Here is a 26,336-nt window from a genome sequence, read left to right on the forward strand (position 1 = left end):
CATCATCACGAGCGCAGCGACATGACCCAGGGCCGCGCGACCTCAACGATCGCGAACCCTCTGGATTGCTTCGCTCCGCTCGCAAGGATGGCCGCGGCGAACGCATCAACCGAGAGCGGATGAGACGCTTACCGGGCCTGGTGAGCATCCCACAGAGGCATGGTCCGTGCCAGGCCTTTGCCGGCCTGTCGCGGCGCGCGCCGGGTGTTTGATTGATTCATGCTCTGCTGCCGGATGTCGGCAGACGTTTCTGCCTGCGCTGAGCGGTCCGGAAGCAGATAACTCTCGCGCCAAACCGGCAACGTGCCCCCGTTACTACGGAGACGGGTGCAGGCAGCCGGCCGCGCGACTCGATTTCCCTGTCACGGGCCGGCGGCCGGCGCGTAGCGCGGGGGCGGCGCGAACGGATGCAGACGTTCGAGTTCGGCCGCGAAAGCGAGCGTCGTCCGGTCTTCGAGATGCGGCCCGATCACCTGGATGCCGACCGGCAGGGGGCCGTCATAGCCGATCGGGACCGCCGTCGCCGGCAGGGACGGCAGCGTCGCCAGACCGGCCCAGAACAGCTGGTCGTTGTAGTCGACCGCGTGCCCGTTGATCTGCAGGACGCGCTCCTCCCGCGGCCGCGCCTCGCCGATCGGGAAGGCCGCGCAGACCGTGACGGGGGCGAGGAGCACGTCGTAGTCCTCGAAGAAGGTTGCCCAATCCCGCTTCAGCGCGGCCCGGCGCTCCTCGGCCAGGATCCAGTCGCGGTGGCGCTGCGCGTGCGCCTGCGCCATCCGCGCCACGTAGGGCGTCGCGTTCGTGCCCGGCTCCGTGAGGCGCTGGACGGCCTCCTCGAACACCGCCTGCGGGAGGCGGGCCGACGCCGATCCGCGCAGCAGCTGGAGATAGGTCGCGTGGTGCGCGGCGTGATCGCCGAAGGGAAGCGCGTCGGCCGTGACCCGGGCGCCCAAGCCCGCGAGGCGCTCGGCCAGGGCCCGGATCGCGGCCCGGACCGGCTCGTCCACCTCGGCGACGGGCGAGTCGGTCACGTAGGCCACCCGGAATGCGGCGAGGCGCGTCGCCCGCGGCGCCGGGAGGTCCAGGCGCCAGGCCTTGGCGGCCGGCCCCGCCGGTCCCGCGAGGACGTCGAACGCGCAGGTGAGGTCGGCCACCGTCCGGGCGAGCGGGCCGCTCACCACGAGGTCGTTGTCGAGGAGGCTTGTCCCGCGCTCGTTGCCGGCGACGGGGACGATGCCGGGGGTCGGCTTGTGGCCGTAGACCCCGCAGAAATGGGCCGGGAAGCGGATCGAGCCGCCGGCGTCGCTCCCGAGTTCGAGGGGCACGAGCCCAGCGGCCAAGGCCGCGCTTGAGCCGCCGGACGAGCCGCCCGGCGTGCGGTCGAGATCCCAGGGATTGCGCGTCGTGCCGTAGATCGCGTTGTAGCTCTGCCAGTCGAGGGCGTTGATCGGCACGTTGGTCTTGCCGAAGAGGATCGCGCCGGCCGCAAGCAGCCGCTCGACGATCACGGCGCTGTGCGTCGGGATCGCCTCGGCCAAGGCGGGATCACCGTAGGTGGTCGGCCAGCCGGCGACGTTGTTCGTCTCCTTCACGGTCATCGGCAGCCCGTGGAGCGGCCCCCAATCCTCGCCCCGGGCCAGAGCCGCGTCGGCCTGGTCGGCGCGCTCCCGCGCGGCCGGAAGGTCGGTGTAGACGATCGCGTTGATCTCGGGATTGAGCCGCGCCACGCGCGCGAGCTGGAATTCGAGCAGCGCGCGTGCCGTGAACTCTCGCGCCTTCAGGCGCCGCACCAGTTCGGTGGCCGACGCGAAGGCGAGCGCCTCCGGCAGCGTTGCATCCAGGCTCATGCGCGCTCTCCCCGCGTCGATGGATCCGGCGCCCGTTCCCAGAACACGATCCGCCTCTGAGCGAAGCGCACGAGCGCGCTGCCCGCGATGCCGAACCCGGCGAGCAGCAGGACGCCCGCGAACATGGTGGCGACGTTCATGTTCACCGTCGCGGAGCCGATCAGGTAGCCGACCCCCTTCTCGGCGGCGACGAACTCGCCGACGATCGCGCCGATCAGCGCCAGCACGATCCCGATCTCGAGGCCCGCGCAGATCGCCCCCGCGGCCGCCGGAAGCTTCACGTGCAGGAAGATCCACCAGGCCGGCCGGGAGAACGACCGGGCCATGTCGATGAGCTCGGGATCGGCCCGGCGGATGCCCGCGATCGTGTTCACGAGGAGCGGGAAGAAGCAGATCAGCGCGACCAGCACGACCTTGGAGGCGAGCCCGAAGCCGAACCAGACGAGGATCAGCGGTGCGAGCGCGACCTTCGGCATCGCCTGGATCGCCACGATGTAGGGGAAGACGAAGCGCTCGAAGGTCCGGCTCTCGGCCACCAGGACGCCCGCAATCACGGCCGCGACGGAGCCGATGGCGTAGCCGAGGAGCGTCGAGGTCAGGGTGAACTGGATGTGCGGCCCGTACTCGCCGCTGACGAGCCCGGTCCACAGCGCCCGGCCGACCGAGACCGGGTCCGGCAGCAGGTAGCTCGGCAGCCCGCCCGGTCCGGTGACGTAGGCCCAGAGTGCCAGCACCAGGGCCAGCGTGATCAGAGGCGGGACAATGTTGCGCAGGAGGGTCATGCGGCTTGGGCTCCGGGCCGGGCCGCCGCGTCGAACAACCGGCGGAGTTCGAGCGCGAGGGTCCCGAACTGCGCGCCGCTGAGCGTCTCGAGGGTGCGCGGCCGCGGCAGGGGCACCGGCATGTCGGCGAGGATGCGGCCCGGCCGCCCCGCGAGCACGACGACCCGGTCGGCCAGGAGTAGCGCCTCGGGGATCGAGTGGGTGACGAACAGGGCCGTGCGGCGCTCCTCCATCCAGAGCCGCTGCAGCTCCAGGGAGAGGTGCTCCCGGGTCATCGCGTCCAGGGCCGAGAAGGGCTCGCCGAGCAGCAGGAGCCGCGGATCGTGCAGGAGCATCCGGGCCAGCCCGACCCGCTGCGCCATGCCGCCGGAGAGCTGGCCCGGATAGAGCGTCACGCTGTCGGAGAGGCCGACGGTCGCCAGCAACGCGTCGGCGCGCGCGACCTCGCGCGCGGACGCCGCGCGCGCGAAGCCGGCCGGCAGCAGGACGTTGTCGCGCACGTTCCGCCACGGCAGGAGCATCGGCTTCTGGAACACCATGCCGACGTCCCGGCGCGGGCCGGTCACCGGCGTGCCGCCGATCCGGATGGTCCCGCCCTGCGGCCGGACCAAGCCGGACAGGAGCTTCAGCACCGTGGACTTGCCGCCGCCCGACGGCCCGAGGATCGCCACGAAGGCCCCCTCCTCCACCGACAGCGACATGTTCTCGAGGACAGGGGCTCCCGCCGACCCGCCATAGGCGAAGCGGACGGCCTCGAGGCGGACATGGTCGGACTTGGGCGCGGCCGTCATGGCAGCGCGCGCGCCTGCGCCTCGAGGGCCGCGCGGTCGAAGCGTGCGAAGCCCGGCACGAGGGCGTTCGAGAAATAGGCGTCCAGGGGCAGGTCGGCCGTCGCGAACTCGCCGTAGCGATGCATCTCGCGGACATAGGCGGCGATGATCGTGAGATCGAAGGCGCCCGGCACGCGGGCGGCACCGGCCTCGTCCCGCATCACCGGCTCGATCCACCGCTTGAGCAGCCGCGTGCTCGCATCCAGGGCCTTGTCGCGGTCCGCCTGCGGCGCCACGGACGGGTTCTTGCGCCAGAACGCCGCGATGCAGGCTTTCGGATTCAGGTCGCAGACGGCGAGCGCCTTCGTCCACGCCCGTCCGAAGCGCTCGAGAAGCGCGGGGTTCTGCTCCAGCGTTGACCGGTGCGCGAGGAAGCCGTTGACGACCATGCGCCGGAACACGGGCGGATAATCCAGCCGGCGCGCCGGAATGCCCTGGTCCTCCATGATGTCGATCCAGGAGCTGTTGAAGTTCAGCGCCTGGACCCGATCCTCCCGGAGCGCGTGGAAGCCGGCCCCGAGCACCCCGGCCGCCACGATGCTGACATCCCGTCCGGGCTCCAGGCCGACCGAGCGCATCAGGGCGCGCGTCTGGGGGATCGTGCCCCAGGTCAGGGCGCCGACGCCGATCCGCTTGCCCTTCAGGTCGGCGAGGCTGCGGATGTCGGAATCGGCCCGGACGGCGAGTTCGAGCGTGTTGCGGGGCCCGGCATTGTAGAAATAGGCGACCGGCAGCGGCTTCTCGCCGGCCTTGTGTGCGGCCAGCAGGGTCTCGGGCAGCGGCAGGGCGACCGTGATGGTCTTCTGCAGCAGCTGCGGCAGCAACGCGCCGGCCCCGGGAAGAACCACGTAGGCGACGTCCAGATCTTCCTGCTTGAAGAACCCGAGTTCCTCGGCGATCGCCTGAACGCTGCCGTCGGTGACCGTCGGCGGTATGGCGAGGCCGACCTTGACGCTGTCGAGGGCCTGGGCCGGCGCCGAGAGGCAAAGGCTCAGGGCGAGCGTCGCGAAAGCCGCTCGGAGCAGTGGCGAGGCGCTGAGGCGCGTCCGAAAGCGAGATGTCACAAGCACATATACCTGGCTGCCCGTCGAGCCCGGCCGGTATATACGAAACACAATTTCATCGAGGAGGAAATTGCTTTCATTTACAGCTGATTTTATAGCTTGTTCGTCCAATTTTTAGACGAACAATGCCGTTTCCGTTCCCATGCTGGACACAGCACGGCCTGCGGCCGCGCCAATCACGGGCGGCGAATGTCGATCCATTCACGTCGTCTCGTCGCCCATTGACGGCCATCCGGCGCCTGCGGATCCGAGACACGGACTGCGTTTCTCTGCAATCGATCTACGGGAGGTAAACGTATTAACGTTCCAATTGGGGGCAAAATATACTTCTAAAAATCCTTGATTGTTGCATTGCGGCTTGTGATCGATGAACAACTGATCGATCCCAGGGTCACGCGCCTTCAGGGGCGGTCTGGAACGGGAGCAGGCCGGAGTTCGATGCGATGAGCCACGACGATGAACCGCCGGCGGCGCGGCGCCGCTTCCTCGCGCAGGGCGCGGCGGCTGCGGCGGCGCTCCTGGCGGGTGGTCAGGCCCGATCGGACGAGGCGGCCCCGCCGGGCATTCCCGAGTGGATGAAGACGCCGGGCGCCGATGTCGGCAGCCAGACCTACGGCCTGCCCTCGCGCTTCGAGGCGGGCGTCATCCGCAACGTGCCGAAGGGCCTGCCGCAATACATCTCGGCCTCGAGCCGCACGCCGCTTCAGGATCTCGACGGCATCCTCACGCCGAACGGCCTGTTCTACGAGCGCCACCACGGCGGCATCCCGGACATCGACCCGGCCCGTCACCGGCTGATGATCCACGGCCTCGCCGACAGGCCCCTGGTCCTCACCATGGACGACCTCCGCCGCTTCCCGTCGGAATCGCATATCTACTTCCTCGAATGCTCGGGCAATCCGGGCTTCGAGGCGATCAAGGGCCGGACCGCGTCCGATCTCGTCGGCCTCGTCAGCTGCGCCGAATGGACCGGCGTCCGGCTCGCAACGGTCCTGGCGGAGGCCGGCCTGAGACCGGAGGCCCGCTGGGTCGTCGCCGAGGGCGCCGACTCCGCCGCGATGACCCGCAGCATCCCGATCGCGAAGTGCCTCGACGACGCCCTGCTGGTCTACAGCCAGAACGGCGAGCGGCTGCGCCCGCAGCAGGGCTATCCGCTCCGGGTGTTGCTGCCCGGTTTCGAGGGCAACATGAGCGTGAAATGGCTGCGCCGCCTCAACGTGACGGCGGAACCGGCCTATTCCCGCGAGGAGACCGCGAAATACACCGACCTGATGCCCGACGGCACCGCGCGGCAATTCACCTTCGTCATGGAGGCGAAGTCGATCGTCACGCGGCCCTCCGGCACCCAGCGGATCGCCCCCGGCTTCCACGAGATCACGGGCCTTGCCTGGAGCGGGCGCGGGCGGATCCGCGACGTGCAGGTCTCGACCGATGCCGGCCGGACCTGGCAGGACGCGGCCCTGCAGGCGCCGGTCCTGTCCCGGGCGCTGACCCGTTTCCGCCTGCCCTGGACCTGGGACGGGACGCCGACGACCATCGCGAGCCGGGCGATCGACGAGACCGGGTACGTCCAGCCGAGCTTTTCCGATCTGACCGCCGTGCGCGGCCTCAAATCCTTCTACCACAACAACGCGGTCGTGCCCTGGCGCATCGCCGCGGACGGCGAGGTCGTCAATGGCTACGCGTAACGCCCGGGCGCTCGCCGCCGTCCTCCTGCTCGGGACCGCCGGCGCGGCGCGGCCCGCGGAGCGCTTCGGCCTCGGCCGGCCGGCGACCGAGGCCGAGATTGCCGCCTGGAACATCGACGTCGATCGCGACGGACGGAAGCTGCCGCCGGGCAGCGGCAGCGTCGCCCAGGGCCGCGCCGTGTTCGAGGCGCACTGCGCGTCCTGCCACGGCGCCCGGGGCGAAGGTGGGACCGGGGAACGGCTCGCCGGCGGACAGGGCACCCTCGCCTCGGCAAAGCCGGTCAAGACCGTCGGCAGCTTCTGGCCCTACGCGCCGACCCTGTTCGACTATATCCGCCGCGCGATGCCGATGAACGCCCCGCAATCGCTCAGCGATGACGATGTCTACGCCGTCTCGGGCTATGTGCTTCACCTGAACGGGCTGGTCCCGGACGGGGCGGTGCTGGACGCGCGATCCTTGGCGGCCATCCGCATGCCGAACCGCGATGGGTTCGTCCCGGATCCCAGGCCGGATGTGAGGCCCTGACCGAACCGGATCGACGGTCTCGTGGGCCCCTGGCGATACGCCGGTCACGGGGACGTCCACCGTCCTCGGCCGTCCCCGCGCTGCCGCGCGCGCCGAGCGTGGAAATTTTGGAACGGAATCGGGCCGTGCGGACTCTTTAGCCCCAGCTGAATCTTGAATGCAGAGCCGGGCGATGTCTGAGGATTGCACAGACCCGCTACACAGGGCCGCCCTGAAAACCGGACAGGTCTATTTTGGCGAACCCCTGGAACGTCGCGATTGCGTCGTATGGGATCGCAACAAATCCGGTGCGACGATCGAAGTCGCTTCAGACCTGATGTTGCCCAGAGAGGTGCGGCTGATCTCGGCAGCACTGCGCGTCGACCAGCCCTGCAGGGTCGCCTGGCAGAACGGCCGCAAGATTGGTCTCGTGTACGCCCGTTGAGTGGCACGCTGACCTATGGCGCTCCGCCATGCCGCCCAAGAGATCTGCCGTCCGGGAAGGCCGAGAGCGCAGTCGAGGCGCGCAAGGCGCGCTTGGCGGCCGTGGACCCGCGCGAAGCCGCCGTTCGGGTGATGCTGCCACTCCCGCGCGCGCCTCGCATGTGCGCTGGCGCATGCCGGGCGGTCGCCACCGGACCCAGATACGATCCAGCAATGATGCTGGAGGCGGTCATGAGACAATCGGGCAACGTGGTGTGGCTGCGCGAGCCGCGCGCGCCGAGCCGAATTGTTGCCAGACGCCGGCCGGAGCGCGGCCTCGCCGACGTGTTCGTGGTCGGTGGGCTCCTGACCGGTCTGGCCTTCGCCGCCCAGCAGCTCGTGCTCGCGTTGAGCATGGGGTGAGTGTTGGAGCGGCGCGTGATCAACACGTTCACGCGGCGCTCAGCCCGAGACTTACTCCCAGTCCGTCCGCTTCGCCGCGGCGGGCTTCTTTCAATCCGGTCGCCGAGCGCAAGACGAAGTCTGTTTCTCGTTATGTCTCGCGTGCGCCTGCACACACGGGCGTTCCGTCATGTGCTGAGATTTGGATCGATTGCACGCGGTCCTTGTTGGCGAACGCTTCAGGAGTTTCCTGCCGCATCAATCCCGACAGGAGATCAACGTGACCAAGTTCGCCCTCGCCGCTGCCTTAGCCACAGCTCTGGCGACCCCAGCCTTCGCTCAGGCCGTCATCGAGACTCCGACCAGCACGACCGTCATCGTGCCGCCCGGCGCGCCCGGCGTCGTGACCCGCCAGCCCGGATCGACCGGCGATGCCGCTGCGGCGGCCTACTCGCCGACGGGTCGCGCCGCGGACAGCATCGCAACCGACTCTGCAGCGGCCGGCAACAAGGGTCAGCCCTCTCGCGTCGGCTCGACCGGCAGCGGCGGCTCGAAGTGATCTGCCGGGCACACCTTTGGAACGCACCTTGCCAGAGGAGCTTCTAGTTCGTTCCTGAGACCACGAACCTCCTTGGCCCGCCCGGTCCGCCGGCGCGGGCTTTTTCGTGCTCGTGGTCTATAGATGGATGAATCGCAAGGTTACGATCGCAACACGATAGCAGGAGACGCCCAAAACAGAGCGCTGTACAGCTCTGAGTCCCGGACAGATCCTCATGTTGTGGATCCAAAAACATTAGAGTGAGTCTGCTCAGATGCGCAAACAGCTTGTTGCAGGTGCGATATTCTCATTGCTCGGCTGTGTTCCGGCTCTCGCCTTCCCCGGCGGCTCGTACGCGGCGAGCTGCCATCGCATCCACATGGAAGGCCCCTACCTCACGGCGCTCTGCGGTGACGGGTACGGTGGGGCCCGCTGGAGCCGGATCTTCGCGTCCCGTTGCGGCGGCACGGGCGTTAGCAACCAGCACGGCCATCTCGTGTGCGGTGGCTACTACCGGTAAGCCGATCGGACGCTGGTCTGCCGCGTGAGCGGATCGGAGCCGGGCGGGCGGTCAGCCCAGCGTCGCCCTCTGCTTTCAAACGGCTCCGGGCGCCCTGCGTTTTGAATGCTCGGCGCGGCCGCAGTCTCTGTTCTGAAGACGAGACCACCCGCGCCCCCGGCGCTGCACGCGACTGTCTCGCCGGCGTCATCCGAACAGACGAGGCGCGCGGGTCCGAAATCGCGCCATTCAGAGCGCCCCCATGACGCGATCACGTCAGCCCGCCCGGTCCGCCGGTGCGGGCTTTTTCAGAGCCTGTGGCACGGAGGGCTTCGATCGCGGCGTTCAGTACCCGACATTGCGGATGCCGCTACCGCCGCGACCCACGACGCTCTGGATCACCTCCTTGGTCGATGGGCTGATCCCACCATCGCCGCGCAGGCGGCGCCCGTCCGCGCGTTCGAGCCGGGCGACGTCGTCGGAGCAACGATCCAGCGCGTCGTGGACCCGGGATGACAGGGGCGTGCCCCGTTGCGCGGCGGAGCCTCCCATCTCGAACCGCAGGCAGGAAGCCAGATAGCCCTTCAGGTCGCCGAAGGCGGCGGCTTGGGCGCTCGATGTGAGAATCACGAGCAACAACGCGGATCGGGCGAGCATCAGGCGCTCCAAACGAGATCGACAAGCGAGATCGAACCGTGCAGCCAACGCGCGAGCCGGCCATTGGTGGCCGCGCGCGCTGCGCCGATTCCTGCATCGGCGCGCTCTCGAGTGGGGCGGTCGCGTCGCGTCTCGGCTCGACCGACGCCGGCGAGATCGGACGCGTCCTCGCTCCGGAGCCGATCGGGGCGGGACCGAGCAGATGACGCGATCGGCAGGACGCCGCGTCAGAACGGCCACGCCTCCTCCGATTCCGACGCCGTTCGCTCGCCCGGCGCCACCAGCTCCACGATCTCGTCGAGCGGCTGCGTCACGCGGATCGTTCGCCCGGCCGCCGTGATGAACGTCTCGTTGCGCATCAGGTCCGTGTCGCTGAGCGCCTGAACGCTCGTCACGCGCAGCAGGTGGCGGCAGCCGTCACCGTCCTGCACCTGGAGGAAGTTCCCGACCCGCCGAACGGCCGCCATGGCGCTCTCCCGCCCCGCTGGTAAACGCTGGCCTACGTGCCCTGCAGGCTCTCGGCGAAGTCGTCCGGGATTTCGCCCCACTGTCCGAGGATGGTGACGCCTTCCAGCTCGCCCGTCTCGTCGTCGGCCACCACCTTCAGCGCCGCCGCGCCCGGCATCCGCTTGGCCAAGTTCTCGGCCTTCTTCACCGCCCCGCTCTCGGTCTGCGCCGGCTCCTGCCGGCCCGGCCGCAACCGCTTCCGGTGCACCTCGAACGGCTGCACCACGAACGCCGTCTTCATCGCCATCGTCGTCTCTCGTCGCCCAGGTCGGCCGCAGATTCACCGCCAATCACGGGCGCCGTCGAGGGCCGCACCGCGCTTGGCATCTTCGAGCCGCGTTCACATCCATCCGCCGCGGAAGACCCCGCCCGCCCGCAGATTGAACCGACCCGGCCCGTCGGGTTTGTTCTGCCTCCGTTCTAGCATGGCGGAGCGCGGGGTGCACCTCAGCCGGATCGACGCGCTGCCGGTTCAGAGCCTCGACGCGATCCGGGTGCCGGGTCTTCGACCTTACGGGCGGGCACGACCGGGGCGGGCCGGCGCGCGGTCTCGAACACCGTGCAACGGCCGCGGCACCCGTCCGACACGCTGGCGCTGATCAGGCCCGCGGGGCACAGCGTAGCCAGGAGCTGGCGGGAGACTGGCGAGCGGCCGTGGCGCGACGCGAAAGCCGGCTTCGCCACCATCGACCCCCGTGCGGCTGCCGCGCAGCCCGCGGGCCCTGATCGGCGCGCCGCACGGGGGCGACCGCGGCCGCTGATGGCGGCGATGGGCGCGTGCAACGTCCGTCGCGCCGCTGTGCCGGCCCGGGCGGGGCTGGTGAGCCGGCGCGACGGGACCACCCATTTCGAGATGCGCACGCCCCGCTCCACGACGCAGGTGCGTGAGCGACCGGTCGCCCACGCGTAGTCACCGCGTTCCGCCCGCGCGCGATCGCATGCGCAGGCCGCCCTGGCGGCGAGTCGTCATTATCACATCATGAAGAGGCCGATCGATTTGTACTTCGTGGTGAACACGGTCGGAGCGCGACCGATCTGGTTGGATAGAGACAGCAGATGATCGTTGTCATTGACATCATCCAGGACGAGAACGTCGCCCTTCGACATCCGCTCGAGAGCGATATTGCAGGCGAAAACGCGCCCGGAAATGCTCTTGTCGGAGTCGTAGTGAAAGAGATTGATGCGGCCCACCCGCTGTGCGATCTGCGCCAGGTTGATGCGGTCTCCCTCTGTCAGCAACGTCCATCGATCTCGAAATTCGGGGCTGACCAGTAGACCAATGTATTTATGGGACTGGTTATCATGAAGGTATTGCAGCTCGCTTGAGTAGAGTTGCCCTTTCCCGTTCATGGCCAGGGCGCTCAATATGGCTTGGCTGGAATATCCGATCGAAACTCCCGTCTCGACAACGGTTTCGGGCTGAAGGTATCTGGCCAGGAAGTACAGGAGCCTGACATATGCATTCCCGCCCATGTGGACGGGGAAATCTTGAGTTTGCGCGAAGGCGTACAGGTCTTTCTCGAATGCCATCGCCTCGCGGCAAAGGTCCCGCGATAAGCCGTCCGCCCACCGATCGAAGGTCGTCTCATGGCTCGACAGCCATTCTCGATAGCGTCTCTCGTCTTGGAACGAGCGCTCGAAACGATGCATGATCTTTCGGGTTGCACTGGTTGCGTGCCGGAATGCGGGGAATTGCGGTAAATTGAGCATAGCCTCCCTCGCTTCTTACTTTGCTTGTATTTGAAGTTTGCTTTTGTCGCACGGGCATGGGGCTGGTTCTGGCCCTCGCGCTGTTCCGAGGCCGACTGGCGTGTGTCGTGATCTCGAACCAGGCGTCGATTTGGGCGAAAGCTTGCCTCAGCCGGATAACCCTTGTTAATTCAGTATTGATTTATAGTTTCAGAAACAAAGTAGCTTGACAAATGTCAATAAAATCAATGTTTTTCGTATCTCCGGCCTACATCATCTCGCAGGTGCACATCAGTGCAGTGCTAAGACGTACGATCCGATTATCGGTACTATTTAACCTAGATGTTGTCAGTGGTTTAGAAGATTTATGAAGCAAAATAAATTGATATTGTTGGTTTAATCAAATTATCCGTCCTGGACTTCCAGTCAGAACTGAGCGTGATCGGTGCAGTTTCATCCCGGCTGGTCGCAGATGCGAGCCCACGGTTCGCGCCGATCTGCCCCTTTACTCGGCCGAGAGGGCGGCAACGATTCAGCGCAGTGAGGAAGACCGGCAGCAGCGTGACGTCTCAACGGTGGCGGCCCAGCAGCCATGTGGCTGGCGGGATCATGGGCGAAATAAGGCACGTCCAGGACGCGTTGTGCCGGGCGCAAGGTCGGATCGAGGCCGCTCGGGCTTCATGTTGAGATGGGCAGGACGTTTCTGGACGGTAGCCACACCTCCCCGGCCCCGCACACATCAGAGACGATCGCCGCGGGAGCGCGCCCCCGGGCATCGCGCCTTCCCTGGATGGGCCCGCAAGATCACGTGATCCTTGCCCCGCTTCGTGGCTCACGTGCGCGTCGGCCTGCATGAGCGGCGCCGACCTGCCCTAGGCCCGGTAGAGCGATTGGCGCCGGCCGTCGCGAACCAGCGTGTCCGAGATCGAGGCGCCGCCCGGCCCCTCCATCATCACGCCGTTCGGATGCGCGAAGGTCGGGATGCCGACCTCGCGGGCCGCATCGAGCATCGCGTGCGCGATGGGGCTGGGATCCGCGGCAGGCTGGACCCAGACCGGCCCGGAATCGCCGCGGTACCGGGGATCCGGCGTACCCTGCCAGTTCTCGATTCGACGATAGATCTGGAGAACGTTGACGTAGCTCCACCCGGCATCGCCGGCCTCCGCCGCGAAGTAGTCCCAGTCGCTGCGGTGCCCGCGCGCCCAGATCATCACGTTGATGCTGGAGCCGCCCCCGAGACCCTTGCCCATCGCCATCGACAGGGCCCGACCGTTCAGGTGCGGGTTCGGCTGCGCCTGAAATCCCCAATCCCGCTCGCTGCCCAGGTTGGCCGGCCATTGCGCCGGGTCGAGCACCGTCTCGGCCTCGTCGCTGCCCCCGGCTTCGATCAGCAGCACGCGCAGGCCGGCGTTCTCCGCAAGGCGCCGCGCCACGACCGAGCCCGAGGAGCCGGCGCCGCAAATGATGACGTCGTATTGCGACCGCAACTCGGTGACCAGGCGCCGCTGGTTCTCCTGCGCGCGCCGCAATGAATTGCGGTCTTCGAGACGAGACAGGCTCATGACATACAACGCCCTTCTTCTGCGGTGCTGCCGTTGCTGAGGATCAGTACGGCTTTTCCTGCCATCATTGCGGGTCCCGCGACAAAGCTCCTGAGTCGCTGGGATTCGCGTGGATGTTCCATGCCCTCGACTTCCGCGACTGTGATCGAGGTCACACCGAAGGCGCGGGCTGAAGTTTGCGAGGGCCTGTTCGCACCGATCCTTGAGGGCGTTACGGAGATTGATCGCGGATCTACATGCCGCGCTTCTCGCAAGAGGCTCCGTTCGCCGACACGACAGAGTTGTCGATCGTGCGGACGCGGATGCGTCCCGGTCCAGCCTTCCGCGAAGCCTCGTGGCGGATCGATCCCTCGGTCACAGCCGCATCCAGGCTGTGGGAACCTCCTTCCAAGCAGGATCGTCCGGCGGGTTTAAGCGGGCAGCCTGGATCGAGGCCGCCCGAGAGGCTGTGGCGGCCATACGCCGATAGCCGGGCCCCATGGGACGGCGAGGCCATGCCGGCCTGTGAGATTTGTCACGGACGCGCCGACCGGTCGGGGGCGACACGGTGGGGCATCGTGCTGACACGAGGCTGCGCCACGGAGCCCCTTGCGGCGCGCACACGAGCCCGGGTCGGCGCAGTCGAGAGATGATGTCGTGAGCACGCCGAACAGGCTCGCCGGGCTCCTGGCCGCCAACGCGTTCTTCGCCGCGCTGGGCCAGGACGCCCTTCAAGCCATCGCCGGCCTGTGCCGGATGCGGAGCGTCGCGCGGCACGAGATCCTGTTCCAGAAGGGGGATCCCGGCGATGCCCTCTACGCGATCCGTCGTGGGCAGATCCGCATCGCCACCGGCACCGAGGATGGCCGGTCCGTGACGCTCAACCTCCTCGGCCCGGGCGACGTCTTCGGCGAGATCGCCCTCCTCGATGGCGATGCCCGCACCGCGGAGGCCATCGCGCTCGAGGCGACGGACCTCTTCGTCATCGACCGGCGGGATTTCCTCGAACTTCTGGCGCACGACGCGACCCTGGCGGCGCGGATCATCGGCTTCCTCTGCCGACGGCTGCGCTGGATGAGCGAGCGCATGGAGGAGGCCACGCTCCTTCCCCTCGATGCCCGGCTGGCGCGGCGTCTGATTATGCTGTCCGAGCATTACGGCGCAGAAATCCAGGTGACACAGCAAGAGCTCGCCGCTTACGTTGGTGCGGCGCGGGAAAGCGTCAATCGTGTCCTTCAGGATTGGCGTCGATCCGGCATTATCGATCTTGGGCGCTCACGCGTGCGTGTGAAGGTCGCGCCGCGTCTGGCGGCCCTCGGCGAACCCTCACGGATCTGAGGCGACAGAAGGGATCCACCACATGAGCCCTCTCGCGCGAGTCGCGGCCGCATTCGCGGCCGTCGTCGTCCCGGTCACCGCCCACGCCCAGACGCGCTGCACGGAAACGACCCGCTTCGATCCGCCTCTGCGGATCCTGCGATGCACCGACGGTCTCACCCTCGAAGCCGAGCGGGCGGCCCGGTTACGGCCCGTGGATCGGGACGGCGACGGGCAGCTCGAGGGGGCGGAGATCGACGGCAGCGCCGTCCTCGTGACCCTGCCGCCGCGCGCGAACACCCGCCGGGGCGGCTTCCAGATCCTCACCCCCCACGCCATCGCGTCCGTGCGCGGCACGATCTACGCCGTCGATGTGACCACGGCCAAGACTGCGGTTTTCGTGGCCCGAGGCCGCGTCGCCGTCGCGCGCCGGAACGCCCCGGCCGTGTCCGTCACGCTGGGCCCGGGCGAGGGTGTCGATGTCGGTGAGGATCAGGGCCCTCTGGACGTGCGACGGTGGCCGCAGGAGCGCGTCAGAAGCCTGCTCGAGCGCTTCGGGCGGTGAGAGCCGCGGGTCTGAAGCCGGGGCCTGAGGCGATCCCGACCTCCCGGCGGACCAGGCGACGCTTCGCCCTCCTCGTGTTCGTGGCCGCGCTGGGGTGGAGCGGCTGGCTCGCTCACCTGCACATCGCCGGACAGGCGACGCCGCTCGATTACCTGGAGGCGGCGGCGACGGACCTGCGCATGCGGCTGGCCGGTCCACGCACGCCGCCCAACGATGTCGTGATCGTCGCCATCGACGACGCGATCGTCCGCCGGGAAGGCGGCTTTCCCGTCTCGCGCGCGACGATGGCGCGGCTGATCGAAGCGATCGCCACGGCCCAACCCCGCGCGCTCGCCGTCGATGTCCTGTTCCTGGAAGACGGGCGCCAGCCGGAGGCGGATCGTGCCCTCGCCGCCGCCCTCCGCAAGCTGCCTGCCGTCCTCGCGGCGGCAGCCGTGTTCGACGAGGCGACGAACGAGGGGGGCATCCCGGTCGCCACCGCCGTGCATCGCCCGATCCCGGCGATCGGCGCGGCCGCGCTGTCGGGCCTCGTCAACCTGTCCGAGGACGCCGCCGGCGTGCCGCGGCACCTTCCCCTTGTTGCCCGAACGGATGAGGGCGTTGCGGCCGCTTTCGTCCTGCGCACAGCGGCCCTGGCGGTCCGAAGTGATCCGGTTCTGAGCGAGGGACAGGTCCGGATCGGGTCTGCCGTCGTCCGGCTCGACCTCGGCTATCACCTTCCGCTCCGTCCCTACGGGCCGCGGCGCACGATCCAGACCGTGAGCGCCGCCGCACTTCTCGACGGGACGGTTCCGGTCGCCGCTCTGACGGACCGTATCGTCGTGATCGGCGCGACGGCACTCGGGGGCAGCGACACCTTCGCGACGGCGTTCGATCCCGTGATGCCCGGCGTCGAACTGCTGGCGACCGGCATCGCCCATCTGACCACGGGCGACGGACTCGTGCGCGATGCGCGCGTTCGGCGGCTCGACGGGGTGGCGTCCGTGGTTCTCGCGGGCGCTGCCGTGCTCCTGATCGCGCTGGCCCCTCCACTCCCAGCAGCCATCCTCGTGCTCCTCCTCCTGGCCGCCTGGTTCGCTCTGGGCATCGTCGCCTTCAGCCAGGGCATCTGGCTGAGCGCCGCCCTGCCGCTCGCAGCCGCTGGCCTGCCGACGCTCCTGTGCGCGGTGGCCCGCCAGACGCTGGATCGCCGCCAGGGCCTGAGGCTCGCGCGATCGGAGCAGGCCCTGCGCCGGCTTCAGCCCGCCGCGCTCGCGGAACGGCTCGCCTGGGACCCGACCTATCTGGCTGCGCCGCTCACGCGCGAGATCCCGGTGCTCTTCATCGATCTGACCGGCTTCACCGGCCAGAGTGAGCGCCTCGGCCCGGTCCGCACCCGCGCCCTCCTCAAGACGTTCCACGATCTCGTGGATGAGACCGCCTCGTCGCACAAAGGTCTCGTCGTCAACTTCATGGGCGACGGCGCGATGGTCGTGTTCGGCGCGCTGGACCCCGATCCCGCGCAGGCGGAAAACGCCGTGCGGGCAGCCGGCGATCTCATCGTCCGCACCCGCGACTGGATCGCGCGCGATCCCGAACTGGCAGGCGCCGGACGTGCGCTCGACGTGCGGATCGGCGCGCATTCCGGACCGGCGATCCTCTCGCGTCTCGGCAGCGACACCAATCAGCAGGTCACGGCGACGGGCGATACCGTCAACGTTGCGAGCCGCCTGCTGGCCGTGGCGTCGGAGGCCAAGGCCCGCCTCGCCGTCAGCGCCGATCTCCTGACGGCTGCCGGCATCGTTGAGCCGGGCGGCCTCTTCGACGAGCGGCGGACGGCGTCCATTCGCGGACGGTCCCAACCCATCGAGGTTTGGTTGAGGCGCGAGCCTGCGCCGCTGCCGTAGATTCCGCGCCACGCCGACCGTCCCGGCCTCTGTGACCGGGGTCACAGCGGCCGGCCACCGCCGGGCGCAGAGTGCTGTCACCCCAACAGGGAGAAGCACGATGAAGACGACTTCGACGAAGACGATGATGGTCGCGGGTCTCGCGCTCGCGACACTGGCCGGCGGTGCCGCCAGCGCCGACGCCCGCGGGTTCGGTCACGGCGGGTTTGGTCACGGCGGCTTCGGCCATCATGGCGGCTTCGGCCATCGCGGATTCGGATGCGGCCGCTTCGGGTACGGCGGGTTCGGCCACCATCGATACTTCCACCACCGCGGCTACCGTCGGCACTTCGGCGGGTTCAACTGGGGTTATCCCACGGGCGGCTATTTCCTCAGCTCGGAGTTCGGGGATTGCCGCTTCGTCTACAACCCCTTGTTCTTCGGACACGAGCGCGTCTGTAGCTGACCGAGCATCCGTTCCGGCTCATTGAGCCCTCGACCACAGACCGGCCGCCGCTGCACATGCAGCGGCGGCCGGCTGGCCCATCGCGTGACACCGCCGCTTGCTGTGACGACGGACTGAGTGACGGCACCCCCGCCCCGATCGTCCCGAAGACGCCGCGCGACTATCGAAACGCGAGCCGCAACCGCGTTAGAGGTGTGGCTCGCTCCTGTGCGGAGCGGTCGCGAGTGTGTCGCCGCCGTAGCGCGTTCGCCTGAAGGCGTGCACGTGACCGTGGTGATGGTGGTTCCACCGGGGATGATGCCGGTGCCGAGATCCGGGCGCGTCACGCGGCCGGAGGCTGGGCCGGGGAGCAGGGCGATGGCGGCGACGCGGAAACCGGCAGGATCAGCTCGGCAGGGCGAGCCCGCCATGCGCCGCACGGCCCCTGATTTCTATGAGAGCCTGCCCCGGTTCACCGCCTTCTCCAGCCTCATGGATCCAGGCCTCTATCGGCCCCTGCCCACGACCTGGTGGCTCGGTGTGGCCGATGTCGTCGGCTCCCAGCAACAGATCGGGCTCGGCCGCTACAAGGCGGTCAACGCGGCCGGCGCAGCCACCATCGCGGCCGTTTCGAATGCCCTCGGCCGGCGCGCGTTCCCCTTCGCCTTCGGCGGCGACGGGGCCAGCTTCGCCATTGCCCCGGAGGACGTCGACACAGCCAGAGACGCGCTGGCGGCAACGGCCGTCTGGGTCCGTGAGGCGCTGCAACTCGAGCTGCGCACCGCTCTGGTGCCGGTCTCGGCCGTGCGCGATCGCGGGCTGGACGTGCGCGTCGCGCGCTACGCGCCCAGTGCTCACGTGTCCTACGCCATGTTCAGCGGAGGCGGCCTGCCCTGGGCGGAGGCCGCCATGAAGGCCGGCGACTACGCCGTCGCGCCGGCCGAGCCCGGCAGCCAGCCTGACCTGACCGGCCTTTCCTGCCGCTGGCAGGAGATCCGCCCCCACCACGCGTTGATGCTCTCGCTCATGCTCGTGCCGCAGCACGGCGGCGACGCGCCGGCCTTCCGGCAACTCGTGCAAGAGATTCTGCACAGTGTGGAGATCAGTGCCGAGGTCGCACGTCCGATGCAGGATGAGGGACCGCAGATGCACGGACCGTGGGCGGGGCTGGATCTTGAACTGCGCGCCGTGCCGGGCTCTCGTCAGAGCCGCCTCTGGCGCAAACTCCGTCTCGTGGCACGATCGATCCCTGAATACCTGATCTATCGCACAGGCTTGCGGGTCGGAGCGTTCGATCCCGCCGTGCTTCGGCACGAGATCGTCGGGAATACGGACTTTCGCAAGTACGATGATGCGCTGCGGATGACACTGGACTGCACCGAGGCCTTCGCGGATCAGCTGGAGGCGCAGCTCGCCGCTGCAGAGGCGCAGGGGATCTGCCATTTCGGCCTGGAACGACAATCGGCTGCGCAGTTGACCTGCATCAGCCCTCCGGTGCCCGGCAGCGGGCACATGCACTTCATCGATGGCGCTGGCGGAGGCTACGCCGCAGCCGCCGGAAGGCTGAAGCATCGGGCGGCTGTCGATGCCGTGGCTCCGACCAGCCCGTGAGGCAGGCTGTGAGGCGTGGCCGCTGCCGGATGGAGCGCGGGCGCTCAAGACGACCTACCGTATCGCCGCGCCTGTCCTCGGAACGCAAAGCTTGAGTCGTTAGATTATATACAATAGACGGCCGGGCGATCAGTTTTCGCCAGCGACTGGCGAGCTTCGTGCCACGACCCGATGCAACCGCTTTTCTCGACGGACGGGATCCATCCAAGGAACGCATTCCGCCAATGGCGGGAGATGGTCTGTGAGCGATTGATCCCCATCGACCAGCAACCCCTTCATGAAATTCCGTTTCAGGGCAGGCTGGACGTCACCAGCATTGGGCCCGTGCCGATCTCTAGAATGGCTCACACAGCCATGCGGACCGAAGCGACGGCCGACGCGATCCGGCGCCATGGGCAGCCCGACCGCCTCTACGCGTCCATGAAGCTCTCCGGACACGACACCCTCCAGCAAGGCGATCGGGAGGCTGTGACCCGGACGGGCGACTTCGTCGTTATCGACGCACGCCCGGCCGTCTGCGAGGCAAACACGGGTATTTCCCTTGTCGCCGATCTGCCGCGCGAGCGCTTCGAGGCCATGCTGGGCCCGTCCCGGCTGTTCTGTGCACTCACGGTCGGAGCGGACCTCGCCTCCACGATCCTGGCCAACACCTTCATCCAGGAACTGGTGCGCGTGGGCGATCAGCTCACGCCCGACGCGGCCGCGCGCATGGCGTCGATCGGAACGGACCTGATCATAGCGAGCCTCGCCGAACGGATGGCGCAGGAGGTGCCGGGTTCCGTCCACGGCAACGTCACGGTCCAGCGCGCCAAGGCCTATGTCGAGGCAAACCTGAGCGACCCGACCTTGGACCCACCTCAGCTCGCCGCCGCGATGGGCGTGTCGCTGCGCCGGCTGCAGGAGCTGTTCCACGAGCGCGGCCGGCACATCTCCGATTACATCTGGGAGCGCCGGCTGGAGGCGGCCGCCAGACGCTTGGCCGATCCGGCCTGCGCCCACCTGTCGATCGGCATGCTGGCTTACGGCTGCGGTTTCGCAAGCCAGGCCCATTTCGCCCGCCGCTTCAAAGCGCGTCATGGCCTGGCCCCGCGCGAATACAGGATCGCCTCCGCGATGAGCGGATCCAGTGCCAAGGCGGATCTCTGAACCCGAGGCGGATCGCGGGATCGCCGCATCAGGGTGGCCGGAATCCGACCCTCAGGATGAGGGTGCGGGGAGGATGACCCGACCTGACGGAACGACCTGTGAACCGTCGCCGACCGTCTCAACGCGCGCTAGCGGATGAGCCGCTCGACAATCGCGCGCACCTCCCGTCGATCCGCAGGTTGCGGATCGACCGATCGGTGGATGGTGAGCCCCTCGATCATGGCGTCCAGCGCCTTGGCCGTGTCGGGCGCGAAATGTTGCGCGAGTGCGGCACGGCTGTTCGCCATCCAGTTCCGCATGACTTGGCGCAGAGGCGGGTTCCGGGCGGCGAAGGCGTAGAGCTCGTAGCTCAGCAGCATGGTGCGCGGCGTTGCCCACTCGTCGTTCAGGACGAGATCGACCACCGCCTCACAGGCTTCATCGACGGTTGACGCGGCGGACAGACGCGCGGTGAACCGTGCCGCGACCGTATCGGCCAGGCGCGTGAACGCCGCGGTCAGAAGCTCGTCCATGTCCTTGAAATGGTAGGTCATGGAGCCGAGTGGGACATCGGCCGCCGCCGCGACGCGGCGGTGCGTCGTACCGGCCACGCCGTGCTCGGCGATGACATCGAGCGTGGACTGGATGATGCGCGCCCGGCGCCCCGGGTCGTGGCGGCGCTGAGCGCTGGGCAAGCAGGATCTCCTCAGAGGCTCGGCATACCGTCAGCCGGAAGGATCGGCTTCTGGCCTTGATGTGTACGTATGTACGCATAGCTCAGGCGGGCGCGGCGTTCATCCCGTCCGCGGGCCTGGGCCGCGAGTCCAGGGGGAGCAGCGGTCGCGAGGAGAACTCCACAACCATGAAGACCCAGAAGCAGAAGATGCTGGCCGGTGAGTTGTACATCGCCGACGACCCCGAGCTTGCCGCCGACAACCGGCGCATTTCCGAATGGCTGGATCGCTACAACGCCACGAACACCAAGAGCCAGCCGGAGCGGCAGGCACTCCTGGAGGAAGCCTTCGCCCGTGTCGGCGAGGGCTGCAACATCCGTCCGCCCTTCCACTGCGACTACGGCTACAACATCAGCCTGGGCCGTGGCGTGTTCCTGAACTTCAATTGCTGCATCTTGGACGTGGTGCAGGTCACCATCGGCGACCTGACCCAGATCGGCTCCGGTGTGCAGATCATGACGCCCGATCATCCGCGCGATCCGGTTCAGCGTCGGCAGATGCTCGAGTACGGCCGCCCTATCGTAATCGGCGCGAACGTCTGGATCGGCAGTGGAGCCATCATCCTGCCGGGCGTGACAATCGGCGATGACGCCATCATCGGTGCGGGCAGCGTGGTCACGCGCGACATCCCACCCGGCGCAACCGCTGTCGGAAATCCCGCTCGGCTGAGGGCGTGAGGGCCCGGCCCATCTCCGCTGCCGGCCGGACGTGGAACGTCTGCGTCCGGATGAGGGGGCCAAGGTCCGATCGCTGCCCTGAGAATCATGCGATGTCTGGCCAGTCCGGACTTGTGCGTGGCCCGCGCCTCTGCGGTCGACAGCCAAACGGATCCATCAGCCGGGCTCCAGACCTCTGGCGCGCATGATCGCGGCCGCGGCAGGGGATCTGAGGAACGCGAGGAACGCCTCAGCCCGAGCCTTGTCGGCGGTGGCCGAGATTCCCCCAGTCAGCACCACGGAGGACTGAAGCTCCGGCGGGAACGGACCGACCACGTCCACCCCGGAGACCGCCATCAACTCGGGCATTAGCTGCACGGCGAGGTCCGCCTCGCCCCGAGCGACGACATCGCCGGTCAGGCCGCTCGGGATGGCTCTGCCTCTGGCCTTCACCGCGTCGGCGATCCCGAGCTTCTGCAGCGCGGCAGCGAAGACGGCTCCGCTCGCGCCGGACGTGCTGTAGGCCACCGACTCAGCCCGGGTGAGCGCCTGCTTGAGCGCTTCGGCGGAACCGATGTCAGGCCTCGCTGCACCCTTCCTCACGGCCAGACCGACGCCTGTTCGCGCGAGCGTGGTGGCGCTGCCGTCGACAACCTTGCCCTGCTGGATGAGGGCCAGGATCAGAGGCGGGGTCAGGACCACGACGTCGAACGGCTTGCCCGTCTCGATCTGCGCCTTGAGGATGGCGGAGGTATCGTAGGTGGCGACGAGGCGATTACCGCTCGCGCGCTCGAAGTGCGGGATGAGTTCGTCCAGAGCGGTCTTCAGGGCCTGCGAGCAGAGGACGGTGACATCCGCCGCATGGGCATTGGTTGCGAGGCTCCAGACGGAGATCGCGAGCAGACAGAGCCTGCGGAGCCGTCCTGCGAGCCTGACCATCGTGCCCCCCCTCAACGTCGGCCCTATTAGCTCCGCATCCGCTGCGCGCATCAATGGCACGCGGACGCATTTCTCATGAGAGCGCCCCCCGGTTTCAGCCGCGAGGCGGGAGACCGCTTTCCACCTTTCCGAAACGCGCCCGCAGGTCTGCGTGGTGGTTGCGGCTGGCCCGCTCACGGACGCTCCGTGAATGGAAGCGGACATTCCGCCATGGGCTCGCAATGGGCTCGACAGGGAGTCCGCCGATCAGGGGGCCGCGTCCTGTCCATGCGCCGGGCTGCGCCTGGGGGCGGCACGACTGGACGCCTGCCGGCCCGCACCCGGGCGCAGCCCGGCGGTCCCGGATGTATCCTTCCCGCGCCGCCGGCGAACTGGGACGGCGCGTCCTGCACCTGCCGGCCCGGAACGGAGATGCCCACCATGATGACCCGGAGAATGCTCGGCCATACCCTCCTCGCTGGCGCGGTCACCGCGCTGCTGCCCGGGACGGCCTCGGCCCAGGATCTGCCGCGTGCGCGCAACGTCGTCCTCGTCCACGGACTGTTTGCCGACGGGTCGTGCTGGTCGGAGGTGATCCCGCGGCTCCAGGAGAAGGGCCTGAACGTCACCTCCGTGCAGAACCCGCTGACCACCTTCGAGGAGGCCGTCGCGTCCGCACAGCGCGTTCTGGCCCGGCAGGAGGGACCGACCGTCCTCGTGGGCCACTCGTTCTCCGGCATGATCGTGACCGAGGCCGGCGTCGACCCGAAAGTGTCCGCCCTCGTCTACGTCGCGGCCCGGGCGCCCGATGCCGGCGAGGATTACACGGCGCTGGCCAAGACCTATCCGGCACCGCCCGCCTCAGCGGGGATCGTGTTCGACGGCGACGAGGGGCGTCTGAGCGAGACGGCCTTCCTGAGGGACTTCGCGGGCGACCTGCCGGTCGACCGGGCCAAGGTTCTGTTCGCAGTCCAGCAGCCGTTCCACAAGGCGTTGTTGGCCGGGAGGACGACCCAGGCAGCCTGGCGATTGAAGCCGAGCTTCTACGCGGTGTCGACCGAGGACCGGACCATCAATCCGGACCTCGAACGGTTCATGGCCAAGCGCATGAACGCGAGGACCGTGGAACTCAAGGCAAGCCACCTGTCCCTGATCTCGCAGGCCCAGGACGTCGCGGCCCTCATCCTTGAGGCTGCCGGCCAACCACAAGCACGTCGCTGACCGGACAGGCCCTCGTATGCTGATCCAGGCCAGAGCTTCTCCGGGCTGACGGCAAGGACCGTCGCATGTCTGATCCATGCCCGCAGCTAGACGGGATCGCTGTCCGACGCGTCCTTGAACCCATTCGACAGCAGGTTGCTGACGGCCAGATGCAACAGGTCGGGATCGCCGACGATCTCCAGCGATGCATCCGGCCCGCCGTCTGACGCAGGCAGCCGCGCTGCACCGAGCATCGCTGGCTGTGGCTTCTCTGTTCCGAACCTTGGATCGCGCGCAGGCGAGGGTTCAAGGGCCCGCTGAGTATTTCAGAGTTTTTGTAGGCAGCATTCAGGAAGTGCACGCCTTCCCGTTCGGCAAAACGATCTCGTTGTAAGTTGATTTATAGGTCTGTCCCGCCCGAACTGGCCAGGGAACACTTGCCTTAAATGTGAACTGGTTGTTTGCCCCACCCACGAGCCGCATGACGCTGCTGCCGAAAATCGCAGGATACGGCACACTCACTTCGGCCAGCACGTAGCGCATCCCGGCGAGTTGGAAGCCCTCGGGTACCTTGAGGTCGCTCGCTGCTCCAACCGTCCGCGCTGTCCCGTTGCTGGTGGCGTAGCTGGAACACACGCGCGGCTGCTGACCGGCACCGTCAGCGGGAACGCTGAGCGCGCTGATGACGATTGTGGCTCCGCTGCTGGGATAAGGCGTGAGCACCAGTTTGGCCGCAGCCACGATATCGGTCAACGACGCCGCCGCCATCGTGGCCTGTCCGTCTCCTTGGGAGGTGAGGTCCGCCACCGCGCGCGCCAGAAGCGTCACTCTGCGGTAATGGTCGATCGCGCGCCCAAACTCCGTCGTGCCGAAAAGCAGCGCCAGCATAATCGGCAGGATGAGCGCGAACTCGATCGCCGCCACACCCTGCGCATCATCTCGCAATTGCGAGGCTACTCGATCACGCCCGATAACTATGTCCATCGCCGGCCTCATCACCTCAGCATCCCTGTCCGGAGGAGGTGTCGTAGGGTTCGGTCCGGAACACCGCTGTGGACTGAAGAAGTCTCGACCCGTCGCTGAAGCCGGGCACGCCCGCGTAGAGGAAGCTGAAGGCAAGCCGGTATTTGACCGCCGCGGTGAAAACAACAATGTCTCCAGGCTTTGCGCAACTGTAATTCGTGCCGAAGCCTTTAGACCAATCTCCCGTCTTCGCGTCCAGTGGCGTCGGCACGACACCGCTGGCGAAGGTGCTGCTCACGGCGACATTAAGCTTGAGCGAACTGCAGTCGAACAGGCCCGCCACTCGCGAAGCGTTCGTTCCACACATGGAAGTCTTCATGGCGGCGAGCAGGGTGGTGGAGTCGGATTGCCCGGTGTTCGCCTTTTGGAACTGGCCCGTGTAGATCGTCCGCCCGGCGCGCTGGAGGGCATCATCGAGATTACGTGCCGTCCAGACCATGATCGCGGTCTGAACGATCACCGCGAGCAGGCTCAGGAACGGCAAGGCCACCAGCGCGAACTCGACGGCGGTCGCGCCCTCCCGCGCGTCAGCAATTCTGCGAGCGGGAAGTACGCAAGCATGTACCAGTCGAGGAGGCCGGAAGGGAGGAGCCATACGAGGCGTTCGGACAGGCGGCATGGTCGATCGACGTCTTTCCGCGCTACTCCACGATCCGCAGCTTCTTATCGGAAACCTTCACCAAGGTCGGACAGGATACGATGACCCGGATGTCGTCGTAGTCCATGTCGCTGCCGGCATTCGGCGGGCGATCCTCCCAGCCATAGTACATATACTTCCCATCACTGCAGCCTGTGGTCGCCGTGGCGGGGTTATGGGTCGTATGGCTGTTCGGCAGGATGCCTCCGTCCGACTTGTTCTTGCATTGGCTCAGGTTATCGCAGACGATCGTCTCCAAGATCGGATTTGAGACCATGCTGATCGGAGACAAGGTGCTGCCGTTGTAGACACGGTAACCCTTCATGCTCATCGATTGCACGCGCGATCCTGTGTCAATCGTTGTGTCAGTGTAGTATTCGTACGTCTCCTGATTTTTGTCGTTCCAGGCGGATGGGTTGCTGCGGGCGTTTCGGACATTGTGCAGCATATAGCTCGGCGCCTCGTTGGCGCCGCAGGTTGGCAGAATGGCCTTGGAGTAGTCTGTCGGAGGTGTTCCGTTGTCGGCGATTGCGACGATGCCTCGGCGACCCTTGTCGGCCTCAGCCTGGCGCTTGGGATCGGACGAGTAGCAGTACATGTAGATCCGGTTGTAGTCGGCGGCCTCGGGCGACAGCTGGCTGAACGTCGGCGGGCTGGTCTGGTAGACGGGGGCGACGCGATTGACGGTCGTGGCGGTCCCGATCGTGATCTGCCTTGGCATGCCGGGCAGGAAGTGCAAGAGGTTCGTCTTCAGCGTCGCCGAGATCGTCACCCGGTAGTTCGCGCCGTCGATCCACGCGCCATTGACCTGAAAACCGTTGGTCGTGCTGGCCGAGCCCAGCCGCGAGGTGAGCTGGGCATTGGCGAGGCGCAGACCCTCAGTGGCGGCAGCGACGGTGTCGGCGTTGGCGACCAGCAGAGCGGTCGCGTCGGCGACACTGGACTCGACAGAGCGGATGCGCACGGCATTGCCGTAATCGATCACCAGGCCGCCTGCACCAAGGAGCAGAGGTAGTCCCAGACCGAAAATAATCACGACATTGCCGCCCTCGCCCTTTCCCGGGGAGGCCAGCCAGCGCCGAATATCTCGCCGCATCGAAACCTCTCAGCGCGCTCTTCTGAGGACCTCGCCTCTGCGCAACATTCTAGTTTACATCTGGTCGTGCAGCCTTAATTTTACGTTGAAACAGCTGGAACGATGCCGCTAGGGGGCGGCTATTTACGGAGCGATTTAGTTCGAAGTTAATGTTTTCTGAAGCAAATCAGGG

The 26,336-nt window shown here is 67.5% G+C and carries 29 protein-coding genes and 1 pseudogene; 15 read left to right on the forward strand and 15 right to left on the reverse strand.

The genetic code is table 11. From position 1 onward, the window contains the following. Positions 1 to 362 precede the first annotated feature (362 nt). The 4 genes from M6G65_RS11250 to M6G65_RS11265 are packed head-to-tail and all read right to left on the reverse strand — an operon-like array spanning position 363 to position 4,523. On the reverse strand, positions 363 to 1,847 hold the full coding sequence (locus M6G65_RS11250; RefSeq protein WP_250103937.1) for an amidase: 1,485 nt from the start codon (positions 1,845 to 1,847) through the stop codon (positions 363 to 365). Further along, positions 1,844 to 2,629 carry an ABC transporter permease gene (locus M6G65_RS11255; RefSeq protein WP_238197013.1) on the reverse strand — a complete coding sequence of 262 codons (786 nt, stop codon included), beginning with the start codon at positions 2,627 to 2,629 and terminating at the stop codon, positions 1,844 to 1,846. The genes M6G65_RS11250 and M6G65_RS11255 overlap by 4 nt, the downstream gene beginning before the upstream one ends. Further along, positions 2,626 to 3,420, reverse strand: coding sequence for an ABC transporter ATP-binding protein (locus tag M6G65_RS11260; protein ID WP_250103938.1), 795 nt, complete (start codon positions 3,418 to 3,420; stop codon positions 2,626 to 2,628). The genes M6G65_RS11255 and M6G65_RS11260 overlap by 4 nt, the downstream gene beginning before the upstream one ends. Next, positions 3,417 to 4,523, reverse strand: a complete 1,107-nt coding sequence (locus M6G65_RS11265) for an ABC transporter substrate-binding protein (protein WP_238197015.1) — start codon at positions 4,521 to 4,523, stop codon at positions 3,417 to 3,419. Before M6G65_RS11265 ends, M6G65_RS11260 begins: the two co-directional genes overlap by 4 nt. Before the next feature lie 443 nt (positions 4,524 to 4,966). On the opposite strand from M6G65_RS11265, the gene soxC reads away from it, so the two are divergent. The 6 genes from soxC (at position 4,967) to M6G65_RS11295 (ending at position 8,599) form a co-directional block, all read left to right on the forward strand. Beyond that, positions 4,967 to 6,211 carry a sulfite dehydrogenase gene (soxC, locus tag M6G65_RS11270; RefSeq protein ID WP_250103939.1) on the forward strand — a complete coding sequence of 415 codons (1,245 nt, stop codon included), beginning with the start codon at positions 4,967 to 4,969 and terminating at the stop codon, positions 6,209 to 6,211. Further along, the gene (locus M6G65_RS11275) at positions 6,198 to 6,737 is read left to right on the forward strand and encodes a c-type cytochrome (protein WP_238197017.1); all 540 of its coding nucleotides are present in this window, start codon (positions 6,198 to 6,200) and stop codon (positions 6,735 to 6,737) included. The genes soxC and M6G65_RS11275 overlap by 14 nt, the downstream gene beginning before the upstream one ends. A 172-nt stretch (positions 6,738 to 6,909) precedes the next feature. Beyond that, entirely contained in the window at positions 6,910 to 7,161 is a 252-nt protein-coding gene (locus M6G65_RS11280; protein WP_238197018.1) for a hypothetical protein, read from the forward strand. A gap of 230 nt (positions 7,162 to 7,391) precedes the next feature. Further along, positions 7,392 to 7,562 carry a hypothetical protein gene (locus M6G65_RS11285; protein ID WP_238197019.1) on the forward strand — a complete coding sequence of 57 codons (171 nt, stop codon included), beginning with the start codon at positions 7,392 to 7,394 and terminating at the stop codon, positions 7,560 to 7,562. Positions 7,563 to 7,821: 259 nt separating this feature from the next. Further along, positions 7,822 to 8,100, forward strand: coding sequence for a hypothetical protein (locus tag M6G65_RS11290; protein ID WP_238197020.1), 279 nt, complete (start codon positions 7,822 to 7,824; stop codon positions 8,098 to 8,100). Positions 8,101 to 8,389: 289 nt separating this feature from the next. Beyond that, complete coding sequence (locus M6G65_RS11295) at positions 8,390 to 8,599, forward strand: CVNH domain-containing protein (RefSeq protein WP_238197021.1); 210 nt, start codon at positions 8,390 to 8,392, stop codon at positions 8,597 to 8,599. Between the two features lie 324 nt (positions 8,600 to 8,923). On the opposite strand, the gene M6G65_RS11300 is transcribed toward M6G65_RS11295, so the two are convergent. The 3 genes from M6G65_RS11300 to M6G65_RS11310 form a co-directional block, all read right to left on the reverse strand. After that, positions 8,924 to 9,247, reverse strand: a complete 324-nt coding sequence (locus M6G65_RS11300; protein WP_250103940.1) for a hypothetical protein — start codon at positions 9,245 to 9,247, stop codon at positions 8,924 to 8,926. A 215-nt stretch (positions 9,248 to 9,462) separates the two neighbouring features. Then, entirely contained in the window at positions 9,463 to 9,702 is a 240-nt protein-coding gene (locus M6G65_RS11305) for a hypothetical protein (protein ID WP_238197023.1), read from the reverse strand. Between the two features lie 32 nt (positions 9,703 to 9,734). Further along, a complete protein-coding gene (locus tag M6G65_RS11310) occupies positions 9,735 to 9,989 on the reverse strand; it encodes a hypothetical protein (RefSeq protein WP_238197024.1) in 255 nt (84 codons plus the stop codon). Positions 9,990 to 10,301: 312 nt separating this feature from the next. Here M6G65_RS11310 and M6G65_RS11315 point away from each other — a divergent pair, with 312 nt between their 5' ends. Beyond that, positions 10,302 to 10,652, forward strand: a complete 351-nt coding sequence (locus tag M6G65_RS11315) for a hypothetical protein (RefSeq protein WP_250103941.1) — start codon at positions 10,302 to 10,304, stop codon at positions 10,650 to 10,652. Positions 10,653 to 10,714: 62 nt separating this feature from the next. On the opposite strand, the gene M6G65_RS11320 is transcribed toward M6G65_RS11315, so the two are convergent. Together M6G65_RS11320 and M6G65_RS11325 are read right to left on the reverse strand one after the other, a co-directional pair. Then, positions 10,715 to 11,392: an O-methyltransferase gene (locus M6G65_RS11320; RefSeq protein ID WP_238197026.1), complete on the reverse strand. Its 678-nt coding sequence runs from the start codon at positions 11,390 to 11,392 to the stop codon at positions 10,715 to 10,717. Between the two features lie 914 nt (positions 11,393 to 12,306). Continuing rightward, a pseudogene (locus tag M6G65_RS11325) lies at positions 12,307 to 12,993 on the reverse strand (GMC family oxidoreductase N-terminal domain-containing protein); the annotation flags it as partial. Between the two features lie 636 nt (positions 12,994 to 13,629). On the opposite strand from M6G65_RS11325, the gene M6G65_RS11330 reads away from it, so the two are divergent. The 6 genes from M6G65_RS11330 to M6G65_RS11355 all read left to right on the forward strand — a co-directional run bounded on the left by M6G65_RS11330 (position 13,630) and on the right by M6G65_RS11355 (position 19,921). After that, positions 13,630 to 14,310: a Crp/Fnr family transcriptional regulator gene (locus M6G65_RS11330; protein ID WP_238197027.1), complete on the forward strand. Its 681-nt coding sequence runs from the start codon at positions 13,630 to 13,632 to the stop codon at positions 14,308 to 14,310. Positions 14,311 to 14,332: 22 nt separating this feature from the next. Further along, positions 14,333 to 14,854, forward strand: coding sequence for a FecR domain-containing protein (locus M6G65_RS11335; protein WP_238197028.1), 522 nt, complete (start codon positions 14,333 to 14,335; stop codon positions 14,852 to 14,854). Then, on the forward strand, positions 14,851 to 16,740 hold the full coding sequence (locus M6G65_RS11340) for a CHASE2 domain-containing protein (protein ID WP_238197029.1): 1,890 nt from the start codon (positions 14,851 to 14,853) through the stop codon (positions 16,738 to 16,740). Before M6G65_RS11335 ends, M6G65_RS11340 begins: the two co-directional genes overlap by 4 nt. A 100-nt stretch (positions 16,741 to 16,840) precedes the next feature. After that, complete coding sequence (locus M6G65_RS11345; protein WP_238197030.1) at positions 16,841 to 17,185, forward strand: hypothetical protein; 345 nt, start codon at positions 16,841 to 16,843, stop codon at positions 17,183 to 17,185. A 408-nt stretch (positions 17,186 to 17,593) separates the two neighbouring features. Beyond that, the gene (locus tag M6G65_RS11350; protein ID WP_238197031.1) at positions 17,594 to 18,775 is read left to right on the forward strand and encodes a DUF3095 domain-containing protein; all 1,182 of its coding nucleotides are present in this window, start codon (positions 17,594 to 17,596) and stop codon (positions 18,773 to 18,775) included. 171 nt (positions 18,776 to 18,946) lie between these two features. Beyond that, a complete protein-coding gene (locus tag M6G65_RS11355; RefSeq protein ID WP_250103942.1) occupies positions 18,947 to 19,921 on the forward strand; it encodes a helix-turn-helix domain-containing protein in 975 nt (324 codons plus the stop codon). Between the two features lie 128 nt (positions 19,922 to 20,049). Here the strand turns inward: M6G65_RS11355 and M6G65_RS11360 are convergent, their stop codons facing one another. Continuing rightward, complete coding sequence (locus M6G65_RS11360; RefSeq protein WP_238197033.1) at positions 20,050 to 20,595, reverse strand: TetR/AcrR family transcriptional regulator; 546 nt, start codon at positions 20,593 to 20,595, stop codon at positions 20,050 to 20,052. A gap of 167 nt (positions 20,596 to 20,762) precedes the next feature. On the opposite strand from M6G65_RS11360, the gene M6G65_RS11365 reads away from it, so the two are divergent. Next, on the forward strand, positions 20,763 to 21,311 hold the full coding sequence (locus M6G65_RS11365) for a sugar O-acetyltransferase (RefSeq protein WP_238197034.1): 549 nt from the start codon (positions 20,763 to 20,765) through the stop codon (positions 21,309 to 21,311). A 156-nt stretch (positions 21,312 to 21,467) separates the two neighbouring features. Here M6G65_RS11365 and modA read toward each other — a convergent pair whose 3' ends face one another. Next, entirely contained in the window at positions 21,468 to 22,406 is a 939-nt protein-coding gene (gene modA / locus M6G65_RS11370) for a molybdate ABC transporter substrate-binding protein (RefSeq protein ID WP_238197035.1), read from the reverse strand. 243 nt (positions 22,407 to 22,649) lie between these two features. Between modA and M6G65_RS11375 the strand changes: the two genes are divergently transcribed. Beyond that, complete coding sequence (locus M6G65_RS11375) at positions 22,650 to 23,429, forward strand: alpha/beta fold hydrolase (RefSeq protein WP_238197036.1); 780 nt, start codon at positions 22,650 to 22,652, stop codon at positions 23,427 to 23,429. Positions 23,430 to 23,515: 86 nt separating this feature from the next. Here the strand turns inward: M6G65_RS11375 and M6G65_RS11380 are convergent, their stop codons facing one another. The 4 genes from M6G65_RS11380 to M6G65_RS11395 all read right to left on the reverse strand — a co-directional run bounded on the left by M6G65_RS11380 (position 23,516) and on the right by M6G65_RS11395 (position 26,164). Then, complete coding sequence (locus M6G65_RS11380) at positions 23,516 to 23,662, reverse strand: hypothetical protein (RefSeq protein ID WP_238197037.1); 147 nt, start codon at positions 23,660 to 23,662, stop codon at positions 23,516 to 23,518. A 94-nt stretch (positions 23,663 to 23,756) separates the two neighbouring features. Continuing rightward, on the reverse strand, positions 23,757 to 24,392 hold the full coding sequence (locus M6G65_RS11385; RefSeq protein ID WP_238197038.1) for a TadE/TadG family type IV pilus assembly protein: 636 nt from the start codon (positions 24,390 to 24,392) through the stop codon (positions 23,757 to 23,759). 16 nt (positions 24,393 to 24,408) lie between these two features. Continuing rightward, positions 24,409 to 24,921 (reverse strand): pilus assembly protein, encoded by a 513-nt coding sequence (locus M6G65_RS11390; RefSeq protein ID WP_238197039.1) that lies wholly within the window; start codon positions 24,919 to 24,921, stop codon positions 24,409 to 24,411. A 151-nt stretch (positions 24,922 to 25,072) separates the two neighbouring features. After that, entirely contained in the window at positions 25,073 to 26,164 is a 1,092-nt protein-coding gene (locus M6G65_RS11395; RefSeq protein WP_250103943.1) for a pilus assembly protein TadG-related protein, read from the reverse strand. Positions 26,165 to 26,336 lie beyond the last annotated feature (172 nt).

This window comes from Methylobacterium tardum, assembly GCF_023546765.1.
Lineage (GTDB): Bacteria > Pseudomonadota > Alphaproteobacteria > Rhizobiales > Beijerinckiaceae > Methylobacterium > Methylobacterium tardum.